The 19,854-nt window shown below is 68.9% G+C and carries 19 protein-coding genes; 6 read left to right on the top strand and 13 right to left on the bottom strand.

Going from position 1 to position 19,854, the window contains the following annotated elements:
• Positions 1–2,782 (bottom strand): pyruvate carboxylase (locus L978_RS07590; protein ID WP_047521933.1); only part of this gene is annotated, 2,782 nt, incomplete at its 3' end.
• Between the two features lie 93 nt (positions 2,783–2,875).
• On the opposite strand from L978_RS07590, the gene L978_RS07585 reads away from it, so the two are divergent.
• On the top strand, positions 2,876–3,688 hold the full coding sequence (locus L978_RS07585; protein WP_047521976.1) for a ParA family protein: 813 nt from the start codon (positions 2,876–2,878) through the stop codon (positions 3,686–3,688).
• Between the two features lie 75 nt (positions 3,689–3,763).
• On the opposite strand, the gene L978_RS07580 is transcribed toward L978_RS07585, so the two are convergent.
• The 3 genes from L978_RS07580 to L978_RS07570 form a co-directional block, all read right to left on the bottom strand.
• Complete coding sequence (locus L978_RS07580; RefSeq protein ID WP_047521931.1) at positions 3,764–4,309, bottom strand: MerR family transcriptional regulator; 546 nt, start codon at positions 4,307–4,309, stop codon at positions 3,764–3,766.
• A gap of 99 nt (positions 4,310–4,408) precedes the next feature.
• The gene (ftsR, locus tag L978_RS07575; RefSeq protein WP_047521929.1) at positions 4,409–5,095 is read right to left on the bottom strand and encodes a transcriptional regulator FtsR; all 687 of its coding nucleotides are present in this window, start codon (positions 5,093–5,095) and stop codon (positions 4,409–4,411) included.
• Positions 5,095–5,580, bottom strand: a complete 486-nt coding sequence (locus L978_RS07570; RefSeq protein ID WP_047521927.1) for an FHA domain-containing protein — start codon at positions 5,578–5,580, stop codon at positions 5,095–5,097. Before L978_RS07570 ends, ftsR begins: the two co-directional genes overlap by 1 nt.
• Positions 5,581–5,680: 100 nt before the next feature.
• Here L978_RS07570 and L978_RS07565 point away from each other — a divergent pair, with 100 nt between their 5' ends.
• Together L978_RS07565 and lpdA are read left to right on the top strand one after the other, a co-directional pair.
• On the top strand, positions 5,681–6,331 hold the full coding sequence (locus L978_RS07565) for a copper resistance CopC family protein (RefSeq protein ID WP_047521925.1): 651 nt from the start codon (positions 5,681–5,683) through the stop codon (positions 6,329–6,331).
• A 9-nt stretch (positions 6,332–6,340) separates the two neighbouring features.
• On the top strand, positions 6,341–7,738 hold the full coding sequence (gene lpdA, locus L978_RS07560) for a dihydrolipoyl dehydrogenase (RefSeq protein ID WP_047521923.1): 1,398 nt from the start codon (positions 6,341–6,343) through the stop codon (positions 7,736–7,738).
• A gap of 52 nt (positions 7,739–7,790) precedes the next feature.
• Here lpdA and L978_RS07555 read toward each other — a convergent pair whose 3' ends face one another.
• From L978_RS07555 to L978_RS07530, 6 genes are all read right to left on the bottom strand, one after another.
• Complete coding sequence (locus L978_RS07555) at positions 7,791–8,909, bottom strand: FAD-dependent oxidoreductase (protein ID WP_197055628.1); 1,119 nt, start codon at positions 8,907–8,909, stop codon at positions 7,791–7,793.
• On the bottom strand, positions 8,896–9,621 hold the full coding sequence (locus L978_RS07550) for a methyltransferase domain-containing protein (RefSeq protein ID WP_047521921.1): 726 nt from the start codon (positions 9,619–9,621) through the stop codon (positions 8,896–8,898). Before L978_RS07550 ends, L978_RS07555 begins: the two co-directional genes overlap by 14 nt.
• The gene (locus L978_RS07545; protein ID WP_047521919.1) at positions 9,618–10,778 is read right to left on the bottom strand and encodes a type III polyketide synthase; all 1,161 of its coding nucleotides are present in this window, start codon (positions 10,776–10,778) and stop codon (positions 9,618–9,620) included. Before L978_RS07545 ends, L978_RS07550 begins: the two co-directional genes overlap by 4 nt.
• A gap of 63 nt (positions 10,779–10,841) precedes the next feature.
• Entirely contained in the window at positions 10,842–11,456 is a 615-nt protein-coding gene (locus L978_RS07540; RefSeq protein WP_047521918.1) for a CYTH domain-containing protein, read from the bottom strand.
• Positions 11,449–11,661 (bottom strand): hypothetical protein, encoded by a 213-nt coding sequence (locus tag L978_RS07535; RefSeq protein ID WP_047521915.1) that lies wholly within the window; start codon positions 11,659–11,661, stop codon positions 11,449–11,451. Before L978_RS07535 ends, L978_RS07540 begins: the two co-directional genes overlap by 8 nt.
• 49 nt (positions 11,662–11,710) lie before the next feature.
• Complete coding sequence (locus tag L978_RS07530) at positions 11,711–12,181, bottom strand: prepilin peptidase (protein ID WP_047521913.1); 471 nt, start codon at positions 12,179–12,181, stop codon at positions 11,711–11,713.
• Between the two features lie 129 nt (positions 12,182–12,310).
• On the opposite strand from L978_RS07530, the gene L978_RS07525 reads away from it, so the two are divergent.
• The 3 genes from L978_RS07525 to L978_RS07515 are packed head-to-tail and all read left to right on the top strand — an operon-like array spanning position 12,311 to position 18,095.
• Positions 12,311–13,096, top strand: a complete 786-nt coding sequence (locus L978_RS07525; RefSeq protein ID WP_047521911.1) for a hypothetical protein — start codon at positions 12,311–12,313, stop codon at positions 13,094–13,096.
• The gene (locus tag L978_RS07520; RefSeq protein WP_052193408.1) at positions 13,093–14,631 is read left to right on the top strand and encodes a DNA polymerase Y family protein; all 1,539 of its coding nucleotides are present in this window, start codon (positions 13,093–13,095) and stop codon (positions 14,629–14,631) included. Before L978_RS07525 ends, L978_RS07520 begins: the two co-directional genes overlap by 4 nt.
• The gene (locus L978_RS07515; RefSeq protein WP_047521907.1) at positions 14,631–18,095 is read left to right on the top strand and encodes an error-prone DNA polymerase; all 3,465 of its coding nucleotides are present in this window, start codon (positions 14,631–14,633) and stop codon (positions 18,093–18,095) included. Before L978_RS07520 ends, L978_RS07515 begins: the two co-directional genes overlap by 1 nt.
• A 29-nt stretch (positions 18,096–18,124) precedes the next feature.
• Here L978_RS07515 and L978_RS07510 read toward each other — a convergent pair whose 3' ends face one another.
• From L978_RS07510 to L978_RS07500, 3 genes are all read right to left on the bottom strand, one after another.
• Entirely contained in the window at positions 18,125–18,508 is a 384-nt protein-coding gene (locus L978_RS07510; protein WP_047521905.1) for a hypothetical protein, read from the bottom strand.
• 286 nt (positions 18,509–18,794) lie between these two features.
• The gene (locus L978_RS07505; RefSeq protein ID WP_047521902.1) at positions 18,795–19,169 is read right to left on the bottom strand and encodes a DUF2255 family protein; all 375 of its coding nucleotides are present in this window, start codon (positions 19,167–19,169) and stop codon (positions 18,795–18,797) included.
• Positions 19,170–19,240: 71 nt separating this feature from the next.
• Complete coding sequence (locus L978_RS07500; protein WP_047521896.1) at positions 19,241–19,843, bottom strand: TetR/AcrR family transcriptional regulator C-terminal domain-containing protein; 603 nt, start codon at positions 19,841–19,843, stop codon at positions 19,241–19,243.
• Positions 19,844–19,854: the final 11 nt, after the last annotated feature.

Genomic DNA, 19,854 nt, shown 5'->3' with positions numbered 1-19,854 from the left:
GGAACGGCTCGGGCCATCCACCCGGAAGGTCGCCGAGTTCGCCCGCCATGAAACCGACGACCGAGTCCGGCACGTCGTACTTCTCTGGGTTGGCCTCGAAGTCGGCCGGATCCGCCTTCACCGCGGCCAGGTGCAGGGCCAGGTCACCGACGACCTTGGAGGACGGAGTGACTTTGGGAACGCGACCGAGCATGCGGTCGGCCGCGGCGTACATGTCCTCGATGAGCTCGAAATCGTCGGCGAGCCCCAGCGCCTTGGCCTGCTGGCGCAGGTTCGACAGCTGGCCACCGGGAATCTCGTGGTGGTAGACACGTCCCGTGGGTCCCGGAAGCCCGGATTCGAACGGCGCGTACTGCCGCCGCACCGCCTCCCAGTAGGGCTCCAGATCGGAGACGCCGTCGAGCGGGATCCCGCTGTCCCGGTCGGTGTGGGCGAGGGCGGCGACGAGGGACGACAGCGATGGCTGGCTCGTGGTGCCGGAGAGGGGCGCGGAGGCGGCATCCACCGCATCCACCCCGACGGCGCTCGCGGCGAGCAGGGTCGCCAGCTGCCCGCCGGGGGTGTCATGCGTGTGCAGATGCACCGGCAGGTCGAACCGCTCCCGCAGCGCTGCGACGAGCTTCGCTGCGGCGGCCGGGCGCAGCAGCCCCGCCATGTCCTTGATGGCGAGGATGTGCGCCCCCGCGTCGACGATCTGGTCTGCGAGGTGCAGGTAGTAGTCGAGGGTGTAGAGGTCTTCGGCCGGATCGAGCAGGTCCCCGGTGTAGCAGAGCGCCACCTCGGCGACCGCCGTTCCGGTCTTGCGCACGGCCTCGATCGCCGGCCGCATCTGCTCCACGTCGTTGAGCGCGTCGAAGATGCGGAAGATGTCGACACCGCTGGCCGCCGCCTCGGCGACGAACGCCTCGGTGACCGCCGTCGGGTAGGGCGTGTAGCCGACCGTGTTGCGTCCGCGCAGGAGCATCTGGATCGCGACATTCGGCAGTGCGGCGCGCAGCTTGTCGAGGCGCTCCCACGGGTCCTCACCGAGGAAGCGGAGGGCGACGTCGTAGGTCGCCCCGCCCCAGGCCTCGACGGACAGGAGTCCGGGGGTCGACCGGGCGAGGTAGGGCGCCGCGGTCACGAGGTCCTTCGTGCGCACCCGCGTCGCCAGGAGGGACTGATGCGCGTCGCGGAAGGTCGTGTCGGTGATCGCGAGCGCCGTCTGTTCCCGGAGGCTGCGGGCGAATCCCTCGGGCCCGAGCTCGAGGAGGCGCTGGCGTGAGCCGGGAGCCGGTTCCACGCTCAGATCGATCGCCGGCAGCTTGGATGCGGGATCGATCACACCGGGGTGGGCACCGTTCGGCTTGTTGACCGTGACGTCGACCAGCCAGTTCAGGAGCTTCGTCCCGCGGTCCTTCGAGACACGACCCCGAAGCAGTCCGGGGCGCTCGTCGATGAAGGAGGTGCTCACGTCTCCGGCGATGAAGGCGTCATCCTCGAGGAGAGCCTGCAGGAAGGGGATGTTGGTCGCGACGCCGCGGATGCGGAACTCGGCGAGTGCTCGGCGCGCCCGAGCGACCGCGGCCGGGAAGTCCCGCCCGCGACAGGTGAGCTTCGCCAACATCGAATCGAAATGCGGGCTGATCTGTGCGCCCTGGTGCACGGTGCCGCCGTCGAGACGGATCCCGGCCCCACCGGGAGAGCGGTACGTGGTGATCTTCCCCGTGTCGGGACGGAAGCCCTGCGTCGGGTCCTCGGTCGTGATCCGGCACTGCAGCGCGGCACCGCGCAGGTGCAGATTCTCCTGCTGCAGACCGAGGTCGGCCAGCGTCTGCCCCGAGGCGATCCGCATCTGGCTCTGCACGAGGTCGACGTCGGTGACCTCCTCGGTCACGGTGTGCTCGACCTGGATGCGGGGGTTCATCTCGATGAAGACGACTTCGCCTGTCCGCTCCCCCGCCGTCTCGAGGAGGAACTCGACCGTGCCCGCGTTCTCGTACCCGATGGAGCGGGCGAACGCGACGGCGTATCCGTGCAGTGCCGTGCGGATGTCGTCGTCGAGGTTCGGCGCCGGAGCGATCTCCACGACCTTCTGGTGACGACGCTGCACGGAGCAGTCGCGCTCGAACAGATGCACGGTCTCGCCGGTCTTGTCGGCGAGGATCTGCACCTCGATGTGCCGGGGGCGGACGACGGCCTGCTCGAGGAACATCCGCGCATCACCGAACGCGCTGGCGGCCTCGCGCATGGCCTCGGCCAACGCCGGAGCGAGGTCACCGGACGTCTCGACGCGGCGCATCCCCCGGCCACCGCCACCCGCGACCGCCTTCGCGAAGAGCGGGAACCCGATGTCCTCTGCCTGGGCGACGAGTGCGTCGACGTCGTCGGAGGCCTCCGTGGACCGCAGGACCGGGACTCCCGCGTCGATCGCGTGGCGCTTGGCCTCGACCTTGTTGCCCGCCATCTCCAGCACGTTCGAGGGAGGACCGATGAAGACGATGCCGTTCGCCGCGGCCTTCTCCGCGAGCTCGGGATTCTCCGACAGGAAGCCGTATCCCGGATAGATGGCATCCGCTCCCGATTCCAGCGCGACGCGGATGATCTCGTCGACATCGAGGTACGCCCGCACCGGGTGCCCGCGCTCGCCGATCTCGTAGGCCTCGTCGGCCTTGAGACGATGCACAGACCCCCGGTCTTCATGGGGGAAGACCGCGACCGTGCGCGCTCCCACCTCGACTGCCGCACGGAAGGCGCGGATCGCGATCTCGCCGCGGTTCGCCACAAGGATCTTCTGGAACATGCACACCTCTGGGAGCTCGATGCACAGCGTTTTCGATGCGCATGGGGCGGGGCTGAGTGTTCCCCCAGCCTAGGGGAAGGTAACGTGGTGTCCGTGCACGTACTCAGCGTCAGCTCTCTCAAGGGGGGCGTCGGCAAGACGACCGTGACACTCGGGCTGGCCTCCGCGGCTTTCGCTCGGGGAGTCCGGACTCTCGTCGTCGACCTCGACCCTCAGTCCGACGTCTCCACCGGGATGGACATCCAGGTGGCAGGTCGGCTCAACATCGCCGACGTCCTGGCGAACCCGAAGGAGAAGGTCGTCCGACAGGCGATCACCTCGAGCGGATGGGCGAAGGTCCACCCCGGCACCATCGATGTGCTGATCGGGAGCCCCTCCGCGATCAACTTCGACGGGCCGCACCCGAGCGTGCGTGACGTGTGGAAGCTCGAGGAGGCGCTCGCCTCGGTCGAGGCCGACTACGACCTCGTCCTCGTCGACTGCGCTCCCTCCCTGAACGCGCTCACCCGCACCGCTTGGGCCGCCAGCGACCGCGTCATGGTGGTCACGGAACCCGGACTGTTCTCCGTCGCCGCCGCCGACCGTGCCCTCCGCGCCATCGAGGAGATCCGTCGGGGGCTCTCGCCCCGGCTCCAGCCCCTCGGCATCGTCGTGAACCGCGTGCGCCCGCAGTCCATCGAGCACCAGTTCCGCATCAAGGAGCTGCGCGACATGTTCGGACCTCTCGTGCTCTCCCCTCAGCTGCCCGAGCGCACCTCGCTGCAGCAGGCCCAGGGCGCCGCGAAGCCGCTGCACATCTGGCCCGGCGATTCCGCGCAGGAACTCGCCGCCGACTTCGACCAGCTCCTGGACAGGATCATCCGCACCGGTCGGATCGCCGTTCCGGAGAACGGCCCGCAGAGCTGATCCGCACGACGCGCACGACGAAACGGCCGCCCTCATCGAGGGCGGCCGTTTTCCGTCTGAAGCGGAAAGTCGTGGTCAGGCGGAACGCTTCGCGCGACGAGCGGTGAGTTCGTCGACGGGGTCCGGAGCGGTCGGGTCGAATGCCACGAGGGTCGACTCCACCTCGCGGAGGACCTTGCCGACGGCGATGCCGAAGACACCCTGGCCGCGGCTCACGAGGTCGATGACCTCGTCGTTCGACGTGCAGAGGTAGACGGATGCACCGTCGCTCATCAGCGTGGTGCCCGCGAGATCGCGGATGCCTGCGCGGCGCAGCTCCTCGACGGCGGTGCGGATCTGCTGGAGGGAGATGCCGGTGTCGAGAAGGCTCTTCACCAGCTTCAGGACGAGGATGTCGCGGAAGCCGTAGAGGCGCTGCGAACCGGAGCCGCTGGCGCCGCGCACGGTGGGCTCCACCAACTCGGTGCGCGCCCAGTAGTCGAGCTGACGGTACGTGATGCCAGCTGCACGAGCGGCGACCGCACCGCGGTATCCGACCTCGTCGTCCATGGCCGGGAGGCCGTCGGTGAAGAGGAGTTCGGGTACGAACCGCGGGTCGCCTGCGAGCTCATCCGCATTCATCTGAAATCCTCCCTGGAACGGTTTCTTCCACGGTAGAGCAGTGCCTGGGCACCGGCAATGACATCCGTGCGACAACGAAGGTGTGTCGCAATCAGTTCGTTACGAAAGCACTCGCGACAGCGCATCCTTGACGAAGAGCGAGCGCACTTCGTCGATCCGCGTCGCCAGTTCCGGCGCCAATTCGCTGGCCTTCGCCCGGGATGCGGCGTCGGTCCGCCGCAGGAGTGCGGACATCGCCGACTCGATGAGCGCGACTTCCCGCTCGGCCCCTTGGCGCAACGACCGGAGGTGCCGGGGTTCGATGCCGTGGCGATCCAGGGCGACGAGACCGCGCAGCAGCGTGACGGTGGCTTCCGGGTAGCTCTCCTGCGCCGTGATGACGCCGGTGCTGATCGCATCGTTGAGCAGCTGCGGCCCCGCGCCGGCGGCGGCGAGCAACTCGTCTCGGCGGTAGCGACGCGGCGCCGGCGTGATCGAGGGCGGCGGGGCGAGGGCGGACGCCTCCCCGCCGGCGGCGGCTTCATCGAGCTGCTCCCGGATGACGCTCAGCGGAAGATAGTGATCGCGCTGCAGCGTGAGACCGAGACGCAACCGCTCGATGTCCGAGGCGGAGAACTTGCGGTAACCCGACTCCGTGCGGGAGGGGCTGACGATGCCCTGCACTTCGAGGAAGCGCAGCTTGCTGGACGTGAGGTCGGGGAACTCCGGTGTGAGCCGAGCAAGGACCTGGCCGATACTCAGCAAGCCCGCGGACGCGGAACGTTCGCGGGCGGGAGTGGCCGCCATCAGTCGTTCGCCGCCGCGCGATCGTGAGGGGAGACGAAGAAGTTCAGACGGAACTTGCCGACGCGCACTTCGGAGCCGTCGACCAGCGCGCTGCGGTCGACGCGCTCCCCGTTGACATACGTCCCGTTGAGGGAGCGCTGGTCGATGATCTCGAAGGCGGATCCGCTGCGGGTGATCTCGGCGTGCCGACGAGAGACGGTCACATCGTCGAAGAAGATGTCGGCCTCGGGGTGCCGCCCGACCGTGGTCACATCGGTGTCGAGCAGATAGCGCGCACCGGCGAGAGCGCCCGAGCGCACCAGCAGCAACGCGGATCCCGCAGGCAGTGCGGCGATGGCCGTCTGCTCCACGTCGGTCAATTCCACCCCGAACGGCACGAAAGACAGGTCGGAATCGTGTCCGAACGTCTGCGTCACGTCGTGTTTCTGCTCGCCGGAACGGTGGATCGCGTCCTCACCGGCCGGTCGGCTGTCGCTGTCTGTCACTGTGCCCTCCTGATCATCCAGACTAACGGATGCCGAGGCGCTCGCGGGAGGCCGCATTCACACTCAGCCGTCACATACTGCTTATCCATAAGGTGGAGTGGTGAAGACCAAAGCTCTGCGCCCGTCGGCCACCCCGATCGCCCTCGCCGCGACCCTGCTCGCCGCGTTCCTCGTGCTCTTCTCCCCGCTCTCGGCGTCCGCGCACGACGCGCTCGTGTCGTCGTCTCCCGCTGCCGATGAATCGGTCGATACCGTCCCCGAAGAGCTCACGCTGACCTTCAGCGCCAAGCTCATCGACGGGGAGGGTGCGACGGAGGTCGTCGTGACCGCCCCCGATGGCACGTCGGTCACCGAAGGCGCGGCGACGGTCGAAGGCGCGATCGTCACCCAGCCCTTGCAGGGGTCCGGTCCGGCCGGCGAATACCACGTGATCTGGAAGGTCGTCTCCAGCGACGGACACCCCACTTCCGGCGAGTACTCCTTCATGGTGACCGTCGGCGACGACGGGTCTGCGACCGCGGAGCCCACGGCGGCCCCGACCAGCGCAGCGCCGACGGCGGAGGAGACCACGGAGCCCGAGGCGACCTCGACGCCCACACCGGTCCCCGACGATGCCGACACGGGTTCCGCATGGGTCTGGGTGCTCGCGATCATCGCCGTCCTGGTCGTCGCCGGAGTGGTCATCTGGATCGTCGCGAGCCGCCGACGAGGTGGGGCTCCGACCGATTCCGACACCCCGTCGGAGCGATAGGCTTAAGGCATGCCACACTACGACGTCGTCATCCTTGGTGCAGGTCCTGGCGGATACGTCGCTGCGGTTCGCAGCGCGCAGCTCGGTCTGTCCACCGCCATCATCGAGGAGAAGTACTGGGGCGGTGTCTGCCTCAACGTCGGCTGCATCCCCTCCAAGGCGCTCCTGAAGAACGCGGAGCTCGCGCACACCCTGAACCACAAGGCGGACTTCTTCGGGATCTCCGGCGAGTTCACGATCGACTTCGGCAAGGCGTTCGATCGCAGCCGCGAGGTCGCCGAGGGTCGCGTCAAGGGCATCCACTTCCTGATGAAGAAGAACAAGGTGACCGAGTACAACGGTCGCGGCACCTTCACCGGCCCGAAGGCGATCTCGGTCGCCAAGGCCGACGGCACGTCCGAAGAGGTCACCTTCGACAACGCCATCATCGCCACCGGCTCCAAGGTCCGTCTGCTACCGGGCGTGACGCTCAGCGAGAACGTCGTCACCTACGAAGAGCAGATCATGACCCGTGAGCTGCCGAAGTCGATCGTCATCGTCGGCGCGGGCGCGATCGGCATGGAGTTCGCCTATGTGATGACGAACTACGGGGTCAAGGTCACGATCATCGAGTTCCTCGACCGCGCGCTCCCCAACGAGGACGCCGACGTGTCGAAGGAGATCACGAAGCAGTACAAGAACTACGGCGTCGACATCCTGACCTCCACCAAGGTGGAGACGGTCGTCGACAACGGCTCCTCCGTCACCGTCACCTACACGGGCAAGGACGGTCAGCAGTCGTCGATCGAGGCCGACAAGGTGCTGATGTCGGTCGGCTTCGCCCCGAACATCGAGGGCTTCGGCCTCGACAAGACCGGTGTGAAGCTCACCGAACGCGGCGCGATCGACATCGACGATCACATGCGCACGAACGTCGAGGGCATCTACGCGATCGGCGATGTGACCGCCAAGCTGCAGCTCGCCCATGTGGCGGAGGCACAGGGCGTCGTCGCCGCCGAGACGATCGGTGGCGCGGAGACGCAGACCCTCGGCGACTACCGGATGATGCCGCGTGCGACGTTCTGCTCGCCGCAGGTCGCATCGTTCGGGCTCACCGAGCAGCAGGCCAAGGACGAGGGGCGCGAGATCAAGGTCGCGACCTTCCCGTTCATGGCCAACGGCAAGGCGCACGGCCTCGGCGAGCCGGTCGGCTTCGTCAAGCTGATCGCCGACGCGGAGCACCTCGAGCTCATCGGCGCGCACATGATCGGCCCGGACGTCTCCGAACTCCTGCCCGAACTGACGCTGGCCCAGAAGTGGGACCTGACCGCACTCGAGCTCGCCCGCAACGTGCACACACACCCGACGCTGTCGGAGGCGCTGCAGGAAGGCTTCCACGGCCTCGCAGGACACATGATCAACTTCTGATCCTCACATCACGGAGGCCCGGTTCGCAGAGTGCGGACCGGGCCTTCGTGCGTCACAGGCCGCGCATCGTGAGGAGCCCTGCCGTCCAGCCGCGCAACGGAGCGGACCCGAGTGTCCTCATCAGCATCTCCCTGCCGCGCACCACCGGCGCCGGGGCGGGCGCCCCCATCGCCATGTAGAACGCGGAGCGGCGCTGGGCCCGGGATGCCGATCGGCGCACCCGTCGGTCGTACGGACCCAGCTCGGGCACCGCGCCGGGCCGCGTGCCGGAGAGTCGTTCCGCGAGACGAACGGCATCGACCCACCCGAGGTTCATGCCCTGTCCGCCGATCGGACTGATCTCGTGTGCGGCATCGCCCAGAAGCACCACCCGGCCCTGATGGAGGCGCGTCGCCGCATGCTGTGCGGCGAGAAAGGGAGTGGGTGCGTCCGTGGCGGCCGGTTCGATGCCGATCCCGGTACGCCGCTCGATCGTCGCACGGAAGTCATCGGCGGTGCGAAGGGCGTCTGCACCGCCCCGCACCACCCATCGACGGCGACCACCGGGGAGGGGGAAGGACTCGACCAGACCCTCCGGCTCGCAGTGCAGGACGGCCCGGTTCTCCGACGTCGGCTCCTCGACATCGAGCATCGAATACGCGGCGCGTCCGGCCCGACGACGCCATCCGGCATCGAGTCCCTCACGCAGACGGCTCCGCACGCCGTCGGCCACCACGACCACGGCCGCCGAGATCATCCGTGTTCCCTCCGCGGAGTCCGCCGTGACGTGCACGGCATCCGCGTCCTGCCGGACGAGGCGCACGGCGCATCCGGTGATCAGGGCCTCCTCCGAGAGCGAGTGCATCCGGCCCCGCAGCAGCGCGCCGCTTCGCGGCTGCGGGAGGATCAGGACCGGACGATCCGATGCGAAGTCGACGGACGCCAAGGTGCGCCGACGACTGCGCACCTCCCCACCTTCGAGCCGAAGCGCCTCCGCGCGCACCTCGTCTCCGACGCCCGCAGCGTCCAAGGCGTCCAGCCCCGGGCGGTGGATGCCGATCGCCCTGGTCCGCTGATCCGCGTCCGCTCGACGTTCGCACACCACCACCCGCAGACCGCGTTGCAGCAGCAGGCAGCCCAACAGCAGACCCACCGGCCCCGCGCCGACGATCAGCACGTCATGGTCGGGCATGTGCCCCATCCCATCGCAGCTCCACGCGGAAGGGTGCACCGCCGCGTACGCTCCACCCGTCTGGGGCGACCGCCGCGAGCTCGGCGAGGGTGTAGGAGCGACGGATGCTGAGGAGCCCGTCCTCGCGGATGAACGAGTCGGCGAGGAGGCTGCGGGAGATGGGCCAGGTGGCCGCGGCGAACAGGGCGTACGCGGTGTGGCTGCGGGCGATGTCGTGGTGCGCCACCACTCCGTCCGCAGCGACGAGGCGCACGGAGTCGCTGAGCACGCCCTGGAGCTCGGCGTCATCGAGGTGGTGCAGCACGTGGTTGGACAGCACGACGTCGTAGGTCTCCCCCGCGGCGACGAGCTCCGTGGTCAGCGCGCAGCGGTAGCGCACGCCCGCACCGCCATCATGCGCCGCTGCCCAGCGGATCGCACGGTCGTCGGCATCGAGCGCGGTGACCTCCGCCGAGAGACCGTCTCGACGCAGACGCCACGCGAGCAATCGGCAGAGGTCTCCCCCACCGGCCCCCACATCGAGGATCCGCAGTCGCCCGGTACGCGCCGCGCGAGGACGGATGTCGCGTCGATACGTCGCCCCGGGCCGGGAGACGAGCGCGTTGACGAGACCGAACCGTCCGTAGGTCCGCGCCAGCTTCCGAGCGTCGGCGTGCGGATCGTCCATCCGCTCGCGGACCTCCCCATCTCGCAGCGTGAGATCGGGGCTCATGACCCGGTCGGCGCGACGACGGTCATCAGCGCGCTCTCGGCCGTGAGCCCTGGCCCGAAAGCCATCGCCGCCACGCGCTCTCCGCCACTGGCCCCCTCATCCTCCAGGATCCGTTTGAGAACGAAGAGCACCGTCGCGCTCGACATGTTGCCGTTCTCCCGCAGGACCTCCCGCGCCGGGTGCAGCTGCGCGTCGCTGAGCTGCATCCGCTCCTGCACCCGGTCGAGGATGCTGCGGCCGCCGGGGTGGATGGCCCAGTGCTGCACCTGGTCCCCCACCGTCCCGGCCTCGAAGGCTTCGGCCAGGCCGTTCTCGGCCGAGTACAGCGGTCGGAGGGCACCGATGATCGTCTCCCCGATGATCTGCGGAACAGACGTCGAGAGGATCATCTCGAAGCCGGTGTCACCGATCGTCCAGGCCATGTCCTTCTCGCCCTCCGGCGCGATGGCCGTGTGGAAACGGTCCAGCTGCAGCGAGGAGGACGGCGACGGAAGATCACGGGACGTCACGATGCCGGCTGCCGCACCGTCGGCGAACAACGAGGACGCGACGATCGTGTCCGGGTCCTCGGAGGAACGCAGATGGAGGGTGCACAGCTCGACGCTGACGACCAGGACCACGGCGTTCTCATCGGCGGCGCAGAACTGGCTCGCCGCACGCAACGCCGGCATCGACGCATAGCAGCCCATGAAGCCGAGATGGAAACGCTGCACCGCATCGGAGAGTCCCAGTCCGCGGACGATCTCGTACTCCGGCCCCGGGGCGTGGAACCCGGTGCAGGAGACCGTGATGACGTGGGTGACGTCTTCGGGGCCGATCTCAGGATCGGCGTCGAGGGCCTGCCGCGCGACCTCGACGAAGAGCTTCGCCGCCTCCCGGGTGTACAGGTCGTTGCGTGCTCTCGTGCCGGGCGCGAGGAGCATCCCGGTACGACGGTCGAAGAAGACGGGGTCGGCCGGTTCCGACTCCAGCGACAGCTCATCGATCACGGTGTGCCGGGTGTCGATGCCCGAGACGTTGAACGACGTCGTCACGATCCGCTGCGCGAGCCGTCCGAGATCGGGCTGCTGCGCGAAGACGTCTCGCACCTGCTCCTGCACGAGAACGGTTTCGGGGACGATCGTCTGCAACGATCGAAGCACAGGCGGTCGGCTCATGCTGTCACTCAAGCATGCGCCGCGCCCCTGGGGGAAGGGGTTGCGTTCGCGAGCGGCCTCTGCCTAGAAACCGAGCGCGCGAGCGAGCTTGGAGCCGGATGCCGATTCGCGGCCGCCCGCGGCGAGGACGGCGTGCTCCACGGCGTCGAAGAACGCCGTGCGCCGCAGCTCATCGTCAGGAGCGGCGGGCCCCAGCTCCATCTCCCACTCGCGCCATTCGCGCTGCACGCCGCCGCGGAGGTCGGTGGCCCGCACTCGGTCGTCGACGAACTCGGCCACGACCCCGTCCGGACCGGTGAGCAGATAGGCGGTGCGATCGTTTTCGATGCGCGCCAGCGGGGTGAGCGGTGCGGTCGTCCAGGTCGCGACGGTCTCCGCGACGGCCGGAGGAAGGTCGTCACCGTCGCCGAGCGGCCAGCCGAGTTCGAGCCGGCCGTCGCCCTGGCGAGGACCCTTCACGTGCCAACCCGCGTCCGGCCCGCCGGTACGACGACGCAGCGCCACGCCGGCACGGGCGAGCGCACCGTCGGCGGTGTCGAAGTATCGGGCGTCCAATGCGCGACGCTCACCGGCGGTGACGGCGTCGACGCCGGGGATCGCGTCCCAGCGCGGCAACGGGGTCTCGATGTCGACGTCGTACTTGCGTTCGACCTCGACGGTGCGAGACGGTTCAGTCATCGTCGAGCGTGAGATCCTCGAGAGACTCCTCGAACCAGTAGTCGACCTCCGTGGGCCCATCGTCCGGACCGGTGTTCTGAGGCCCACCGCGGCGGTTGTACACCACCTGCGTCTCGCTGTAGGGGACGATCAGCTTGTCGTCCGCATCGCCGAGAGGGATGATCTGCCCGTCCAGCGGGCCGCCGTGAAGTCGTGCGAGTGCCATGTGCTCAGGGTAGCCCGTCCTCGCGGTGTCGGCACGAGGACGGGCGGATTCAGCCGAGGACGATGCCGAGAAGGGCTCCGGCGATCATCCAGGGCCCGAAGGCGATGCGGGTCGCCCCCGTCGCCCGACGCAGGAGGATGAGCGCCAGTGCGTAGAACGCGCCCAGCACGAATGCCGCCGCGGCACCGATCACGAGCGAATCCCACCCGTGCCACCCCAGCACGAGGCCGATCACGGCAGCGAGCTTCACGTCGCCGCCGCCCATCCCTGCGCGGCTGATCGCTCGCAGCACGGCATAGAACCCGCCGAGGATCACCAGGCCGAGGAGGGCGCGGAGGAGCGCGTCGCCGCGCCCGGTGAGGAGGGCGTCGACCGCGGTGAGGGCCGCGAGTGATGCGAGCGTCGGCAGCACGATCAGGTCGGGCAGTCGGTGCGTGCGGGCGTCGATCACGATCAGTGCGCCGCCGACGACGACCAGGGCGACGTGCACGAGGGCGATGAGCGCGAACCGGATGTCCATCCCCGCAGGTTAGGAGATGGGCGGATCGCCCGTGTGGGCCCTGTGGAGAACTCGACACGATGTCCGATGTACGAACTATCGTCATCCGTGCGACTTGTTTTATTCGTACATATCTTCGAGAATGGACACATGGTGATCGGGCTCGATGCGGTGACCTCGCTCTCTCCGGCGAGCGACTCCCGCGCGGGTGAAGTACTGCGACTGCGCCGCGAGATCAGCAGGATGCAACGACGTCGCAGCGAGCATGCGCTGCTCCCCCTCGATCCCGCCTTCGCGGCGCTCCTGCCGGAAGAGGGCCTGCAGACCGGCACGTCCTATACCGTCTCCCCCTCGCCGAGCCTGGTGCTCGCGCTGCTCAGCGCCGCATCCCGGAAAGGGCACTGGTGCGCGGTGGTGGGCATGCCCACGCTCGGCGTCGAAGCAGCGGCCGCGTTCGGCATCGACCTCGCCCGCCTGATCCTCGTGCCCACCCCCGGCGAGCGCTGGCTCGCGGCGACCTCCGCGCTGGCCGAGGTCGTGCCTCTGATCGTCGTCGCCCCCGGCACCCGGGCCGGAGACGCCGACGTCTCCCGGCTGAGCGCTCGCCTGCGTGATCGCGGCTGCACGCTTCTGGTCACCGAGTCCCCCGGCACCGGACGATGGCCGCAGAGCGAGGGCACGATACGCCTTCATGACCCGCACTGGCACGGTCTCGGCGCCGGCTGGGGGTTGCTCTCCGACTGCACCGTGACGGTGACGGCGCAGACACGACACAGCCCTCGCCCCTCGAGTGTGCGCGTGCAGCTGCCGGGAGGGCACGGCGCTCTCGAGGCCGTCGGGGCAGAGCTCACCGCACTCCCTGCGCTCTCGCCGGAGAGGTCCTCCCTCGGTGAATCTGCTCCCCCGGAGCTGTTGCGATGGGCGGAAGCAGGATGAACGCCCCTCTCCGTGTCCTCGTGCTGTGGTTCCCCGACTGGCCGATGCGAGCCGCGCTCGGCGGCGCATCTCCACATCCGCCCACCGCCCTGGTGCAAGCCAACACGGTCGTCGCCTGCACCGCCTCCGCCAGGGAGCACGGTGTCCGCACCGGCCAGCGCCGCCGAGTCGCGCAGGGCCACCTTTCCTCCCTCCAGGTCCTCCCGCACGACCCGGCCCGTGACGAACGCGCCTTCCTTCCCGTGCTCCAGCTCATCGAGAAGCACGCCCCGGGAGTCACTCTGCTGCGCCCCGGACTCGCGATCCTCCGCGCCAGAGGCATCTCCCGCTATCACGGTGGGGAAGCGGAGGCCGCCGCGTCACTCGCCACCATCCTCGGAGAGGCCGGGTTCCCCGAGGTGCGCATCGGCATCGCAGACGGCCCCTTCACCGCCGAGATCGCCGCGCGAGGCCCGATGCCCTGGACGGTCGTACCGTCCGGCACCGCTCGGGAGTTCCTGGCCCCCTACCCCGTGCAGGTGCTGCGCGACGAACAGATCACCGGACTCCTCCTCCGGCTCGGCATACGCACCCTCGGCGAGTTCACCGCCCTCGCCGCGCCTGACGTGCGCGACCGCTTCGGTGAACACGGTGCGCGTCTGCACGCGCTCGCCGCGGGTGCCGACTCCCGCCCCCTGACCCCGCGCCCACCCGACCCCGAGCTCGTGCGCAGCGTCGAGTTCGACTCGCCGCTGGGCGGAGCCGATCAGATCGCCTTCGCGGTGCGGCAGACAGCCGACGCGGTGATGCTCGCTCTCGGTGAGGCCTCGGTCGTCTGCACGGAGGTGCGGATCGATCTGACCGACGACAACGGGGCGGTCTTCTCGAGATCCTGGCTGCACCCCACCTGTTTCGACGCCTCCGACCTCGTCGATCGGGTGCGCTGGCAGTTGGAGGCCTTGGCCACGCAGTCCGCGAAGGAACCGGTCGACGAGGCACGAGCGTTCGGCGGCATCACCGCCGTACGGATCACCCCCGCCGCTGTGGATGATGCCGCCCATCACCAACCGGGGCTCTTCGGCTCCGGCACCGATGAGCGCCTGCACCACGCGGTCTCGCGCGTGCAGACCATGTTGGGCCATCAGGGCGTGGTCACCGCGGCGATCTCCGGTGGTCGCTGGCTCGCCGACCGTCAGGTGCTGACCCCGTGGGGGGAGCGCGCCGTCCCTCCACGGGATCCGGGGTCGCCGTGGCCCGGCAGCCTCCCCGACCCTCTGCCTGCCGAGGTGTTCCACCCTCCGCGCCCCATCGGAGTCCTCGCCGCGGATGAGACCACGGTCAGCGTCGATGAACGCGGAGCCCTCTCGCAAGACCCCGCCCGCATCGACGGTGTCTCCGTGCAGGCCTGGGCCGGTCCCTGGCCCGTTCACGAACGCCGCTGGGCCGCAGGGGGCGGAAAGCGCGGGCATCGGCTCCAGATCGTCGATGACCAGGATCGCGCCTGGCTGGTCTTCCATACCGGCGAGCGCTGGTGGGCCGAGGGGAGGTATCGCTGATGGGCTGGCACAATCCGCCCCTGTCGTGGAACGAGTTGGAGCGCACCCTCAGCGGCGAGGAGTCCCCTTCGCCCCCTCCGGGCGCCGAGCCGAAGAACACACGGAGCGATCCCGGACCGGTCAGCCGTCGCCGCAAGCGCACTCCCCCCATCGGCATCCCCCGTCCGCACGATGCCGTGCCTTACGCCGAGTTGCACGCCCATTCGTCCTACTCGTTCCTCGACGGGGCCTCTTCCCCCGAAGATCTGCTCGCCGAAGCCGACCGCCTCGGACTGACCGCACTCGCGCTCACGGACCACGACGGCTTCTACGGTGCCGCACGCTTCGCCGAAGTCGCCGACCTCATGGAGAGTCCGCTGCAGACCGTGTTCGGGGCCGAGCTGTCCCTCGATCTGCCCGCGCCGCAACGAGGTTCCGCCGACCCCGCGGGAGAACATCTGCTGGTCCTCGCCAGGGGGAAGGAGGGGTACCACCGCCTTTCGGGGGCGATCACCGCGGCGCAGTTGCGCGGGGGCGAGAAAGGACGACCGGTATACGACCTCGACGATCTGGCCGAACGGGCAGGAGGCCACTGGACGATCCTGACCGGCTGCCGCAAAGGTGCCGTGCGCCGCGGGCTCGAAGCAGGCGACGGCCTCACCCCGCTGCGAACCCTGGTCGACCTGTTCGGAAGCGATCACGTCGCCGTCGAACTCTTCGACCACGGGGACCCGTTGGACACCCGCCGCAACGACGCTCTCGCCGGGCTCGCACGACGGATGCGGTTGCCGGTGGTGGCGACCAACAACGTGCACTACGCCACTCCTGCACAGGCGCCACTCGCCGAGGCCGTGGCTGCGGTCCGCGCGGTGCGGAGCATGGATGAGCTCGACGGCTGGCTGCCCGCGCACGGGGGCGCCCATCTCCGCAGCGGCGCAGAGATGTCGGCGCGCTTCCACCGGCATCCCGGAGCGATCTCCTACGGGCTCGAATTGGCGACGGCTTCCGCCTTCCCCCTGCGCCTGGCACGACCCGCGCTCCCGCAGCAGAAGGTGCCGGAGGGGCATACACCGATGAGCTGGCTGCGTCACCTGGTCTGGGCGGCCGTGCCGTCGAAGTATCCCCGCCTGGACGAGGAGGGCAAACACCGGATCGCCCGTGAGCTGGATGTGATCGAGGAGAAGGACTTCCCCGGATACTTCCTGATCGTGCACGGCATCGTCACCGAGGCACGCAGACGCGGCATCCTCTGCCAGGGGCGAGGTTCGGCTGCGGCGAGCGCGGTCTGCTACCTGCTCGGGATCACGGCGGTCGACCCGATCCTCTACCGTCTCCCCTTCGAGAGGTTCCTCGCGACCACGCGGACGGAGGAGCCTGACATCGACGTCGACTTCGACTCCGACCGTCGCGAGGAGATCATCCAGTGGGTCTACCAGGAGTACGGCCGGGAGCGGGCGGCCCAGGTGGCGAATGTCATCCAGTACCGGCCGAAGAACGCGGTGCGCGACATGGCCAGAGCGCTCGGTCACTCCCCCGGTCAGCAGGATGCCTGGTCCCGCCAGGTCGACGGCTGGGGTGCGGGGCTGGAGCCGGCCGAGGACCACGACATCCCCGAGAACGTGCTCGCCTATGCCGGCGAACTGCTGAAAGCCCCCCGCCACCTCGGCATCCACTCCGGCGGCATGGTGCTCACCGCGCGTCCGGTCGGCGAGGTCGTACCGGTGGAGCATGCGCGCATGGAGAACCGCACCGTCATCCAGTGGGACAAAGACGACTCCGCCTTCATGGGGCTCGTGAAGTTCGACCTCCTGGGCCTCGGGATGCTCGCCGCCCTCCAGCACTGCTTCGATCTGATCCGACAGGCCACGGGTGAGGAGTGGCGGCTCGAGACCATCCCCAAGGAGGAGCCCGCCGTCTATGACATGCTCTGCCGCGCGGACTCCATCGGTGTCTTCCAGGTGGAGTCCCGCGCACAGATCGGGCTGCTCCCCCGTCTGCAGCCGCGGAGCTTCTACGACCTCGCCATCCAGATCGCCCTCATCCGTCCCGGCCCCATCCAGGGCGGTGCGGTGCATCCGTTCGTGCGGCGGAAGATCGCCAAGGACCGGGTCGACGAGGAGAACCGGGAGCGTGCACGGCGTGGTGAAGACCCCGTGGAGTTCACGATCCCCTATCCGCACAGCGATCTGGAAGACATCCTGAAACGCACGCTGGGCATTCCGATCTTCCAGGAGCAGCTCATCCAGATGGCGACGGCGATCGGGGACTGCACCGCGGATGAGGCCGACTTGCTGCGGCGCGCCATGGGCTCCAAGCGCGGGCTGGAGAAGATCGAGAAGGTCAAGGACAAGCTCTACGCGGGCATGAGCAGACGAGGGCTCGATGCCGACGCCGCCGACCGGATCTACGCGCAGATCCAGGCGTTCTCGAACTTCGGGTTCGCCGAGTCGCACTCGCTGTCGTTCGCCCTGCTGGTCTACGCCAGCTCCTGGGTGAAGCTGCACTATCCCGCCGCGTTCCTCGCCGGGCTGTTGCGCGCGCAGCCGATGGGCTTCTACTCCGCCGCGACCCTCACTGCGGATGCACGGCGGCATGGAGTGGAGGTCCGTCGGCCCGATCTGCACCTGTCCGGAGCGACGGATTCGTTGGAGCCGCTCGCCGATGACTCCGAAGGCGGACCCACCGGCCGAACGCAGTGCCTCGCCGCTCCTCAACCTGCTGTCCTCCGCTTCGATCGGGAGGCTCCCGATGAGTCCGCTGCCCACCGCAGGGACGGCGGATTCGCGGTGCGACTGGGCCTCAGCGGCATCCGGGGGATCGGTGTGCCGTTGGCGGAGAGGATCGTCGCTGAACGTGACGCACACGGCCCCTACCGGGATCTGCACGATCTGGTGCGGCGTACGGATGCCACCGCCGCACAGCTGGAGGCCCTCGCCACGGCAGGGGCCTTCGACTGTCTGGGGATGGAGCGCCGAGAGGCGATCTGGCTGGCCGGAGCCGCGGCGGACGACCGCTCACGCTTCCTCCCGGGGACCACGGTCGCCGTGCAGCCTCCCCTGTTCGCCGACCAGACCAGCTACGAGCGTCTCTCCGCCGATCTCTGGGCGACCGGCGTGTCCACCGATGACCATCCGATGGCGCATTTCCGGGAGGCACTGCGCACCCGCGGGGTACTCACCGCCGCCGATCTGCAGAGCCACGAGGTCGGTCGGCGCATCGAGGTCGCGGGACTCGTCACTCACAGGCAACGACCGGCGACGGCCGCCGGGATCACCTTCGTGAATCTCGAGGACGAGAGCGGCCTGGTGAACGTCGTCTGCTCCGCAGGGGTCTGGAACCGCTACCGTCGCGTCGCCCGGGATTCACCGGCTCTCATCATCCGCGGCATCCTGGAGCGGTCGAGCGAGGGGGTGGTCAATGTGCTCGCAGACGGGTTCGAGGATCTCCGCACCGGCCTCACACACCGGTCCAGGGACTTCCGATGAGCGACGGGAGCCCTGCACCCGCTTCGGCGTCACCAGAAGCGTTCGTGTTCCTCGGGAGGTGGACGGTCGGCGCCGCCCCATCTGTCGGCCTCGGCCTTCGCTGCATCCGCGGCGGCGTCCGCGCCGCGCAGAGCGCGCTTCGCTCCGGTCGCCCCCGGACCGATGGGATCGACGAGCAAAGAGGTGCGGGAGTCGGCTCCCCCGATGGTCACCGTGCACTCCAGCACACGTCCGATCCACCGAGAGAGGTCGCCACTCGGATCCTCTGCACGTCGGTAGCGGATCCCGGTGTCGAGGTCGACGATGGACAGGACCACAGGCTCCCCGGCGAGCGGGTCGATCTGCTCCGTCACCTCGACCCGGTGCCCATGAGCGATGGCGACCTGCGCGGCGACGACGAGCAACCTGTCCATGTGTCCACCCTAGGCAACGCCGCCCGGAAGGCAACAGAACGTCTCTGCGAGAAAGTTCCGAAAGTATCTTTGTCCCCCAAATGGCGGACAAGACGATTAAGCGATACTCTGCTCACGTAGCGGGGGCTACGAGGCTGATGGACTGGGGATTCAGCCGTGAGCGCAGCGAACTTCGCCGCCTCCCCCACCGTCCGGGAAGGATGGAGAGCCCTCTCGGCGATACGTCTGGGGCGGATCGTTCGGGAGGGCCCACTCCCGTACCGCACCCTACGCCTCGGAACCGCATTCAGTCGATCGGGATGACCTCGAGGGTGTTCGACCGCACCGGCTCCTGTCCCATCTCCGGCGCGTAGGGGCTCGGCGTGTACTTGTCGAGGTACTCGGCATCGATCGCCACATTGGTCGCCTCGTCGGTGACGGGCTCGAAGCGGACGTCCTTCGTGACGCCGCCCGCCGACACACGCCCTCGCAGGCTCGCGAGAGCCGGGGCGTACCACTTGCCGGCAAGGCCCGTGTAGGAGCGAACGAACAGGCGGCCATCCACGGCGACCGCCCAGATGCCGACCGTCTTCGGCGTCGTGCCGTCTGCGAGCTGCGCGGAGAGGTCGAACATCTCCGGCGCGGCGATGCGGGCCAGCTCCTCGGGGTTCCAGGTCGTCATGAGTCCTCCTCGAGATCGGTGGGTGAGGCAGAGTGCATGCTACGTCAGATCGAGGAGGATCTCACGATCGCTCACCGGGTGAGCCGTGCACGCAGGGAGTCGATGAGAAGACCGACGCCGAGCTCGAACGTGCGATCCGATCGCGCACTCCCCTGTTCGGCTCCGTCGATGAGCCGACCGAGAGTGCGCGTCTCGCCCTCGGGCTGCCAGATCTCGTCGGGTGAGGCGAGGTCGAGACCGAAGCCGATCGCGAAGGCGTCGAGCACGGCGATGACCGAGAGCACCTCATCTTCGGGAAATCCCCCGTCGACGAGCACCGATGCCAGGTCGTCGTACACGGCGATCACCGCGGGGCTCGTGATCGTCTTGCCGACCAGCAGGGGCACGAGCTGCGGATGATCCGCGTACATCCGGCGCTGCGTGCGGAGCATCACGTGCAGGAACTCGGGCCAGGGCTCGCCCCGCCACTCGACGCGGTATTCCTCCACGAGCCTGCCTCGCATGAGCTCGAGGATCTCTTCCATGCCGTCCGCGTGGTTGTACAACGAGGACGGCCGCACGCCCAACTCGCGCGCGATCGCGTTGACCCCGAACGGCTTCCCCGCCTTCGCGAGCGCCAGCCCGGCGGATCCGATGATCTCCGGAGAGAGCAGCGGGGACGAAGGCCTGGGCATGGTGGGCTCGC

The sequence above is a fragment of the Microbacterium sp. ZOR0019 genome (assembly GCF_000800925.1).
Taxonomy (GTDB): Bacteria; Actinomycetota; Actinomycetes; order Actinomycetales; family Microbacteriaceae; genus Microbacterium; species Microbacterium aurugineum.
The sequence above is the reverse complement of the archived record's forward strand: the minus strand, read 5'-3'. Positions and strand labels throughout refer to the sequence as shown.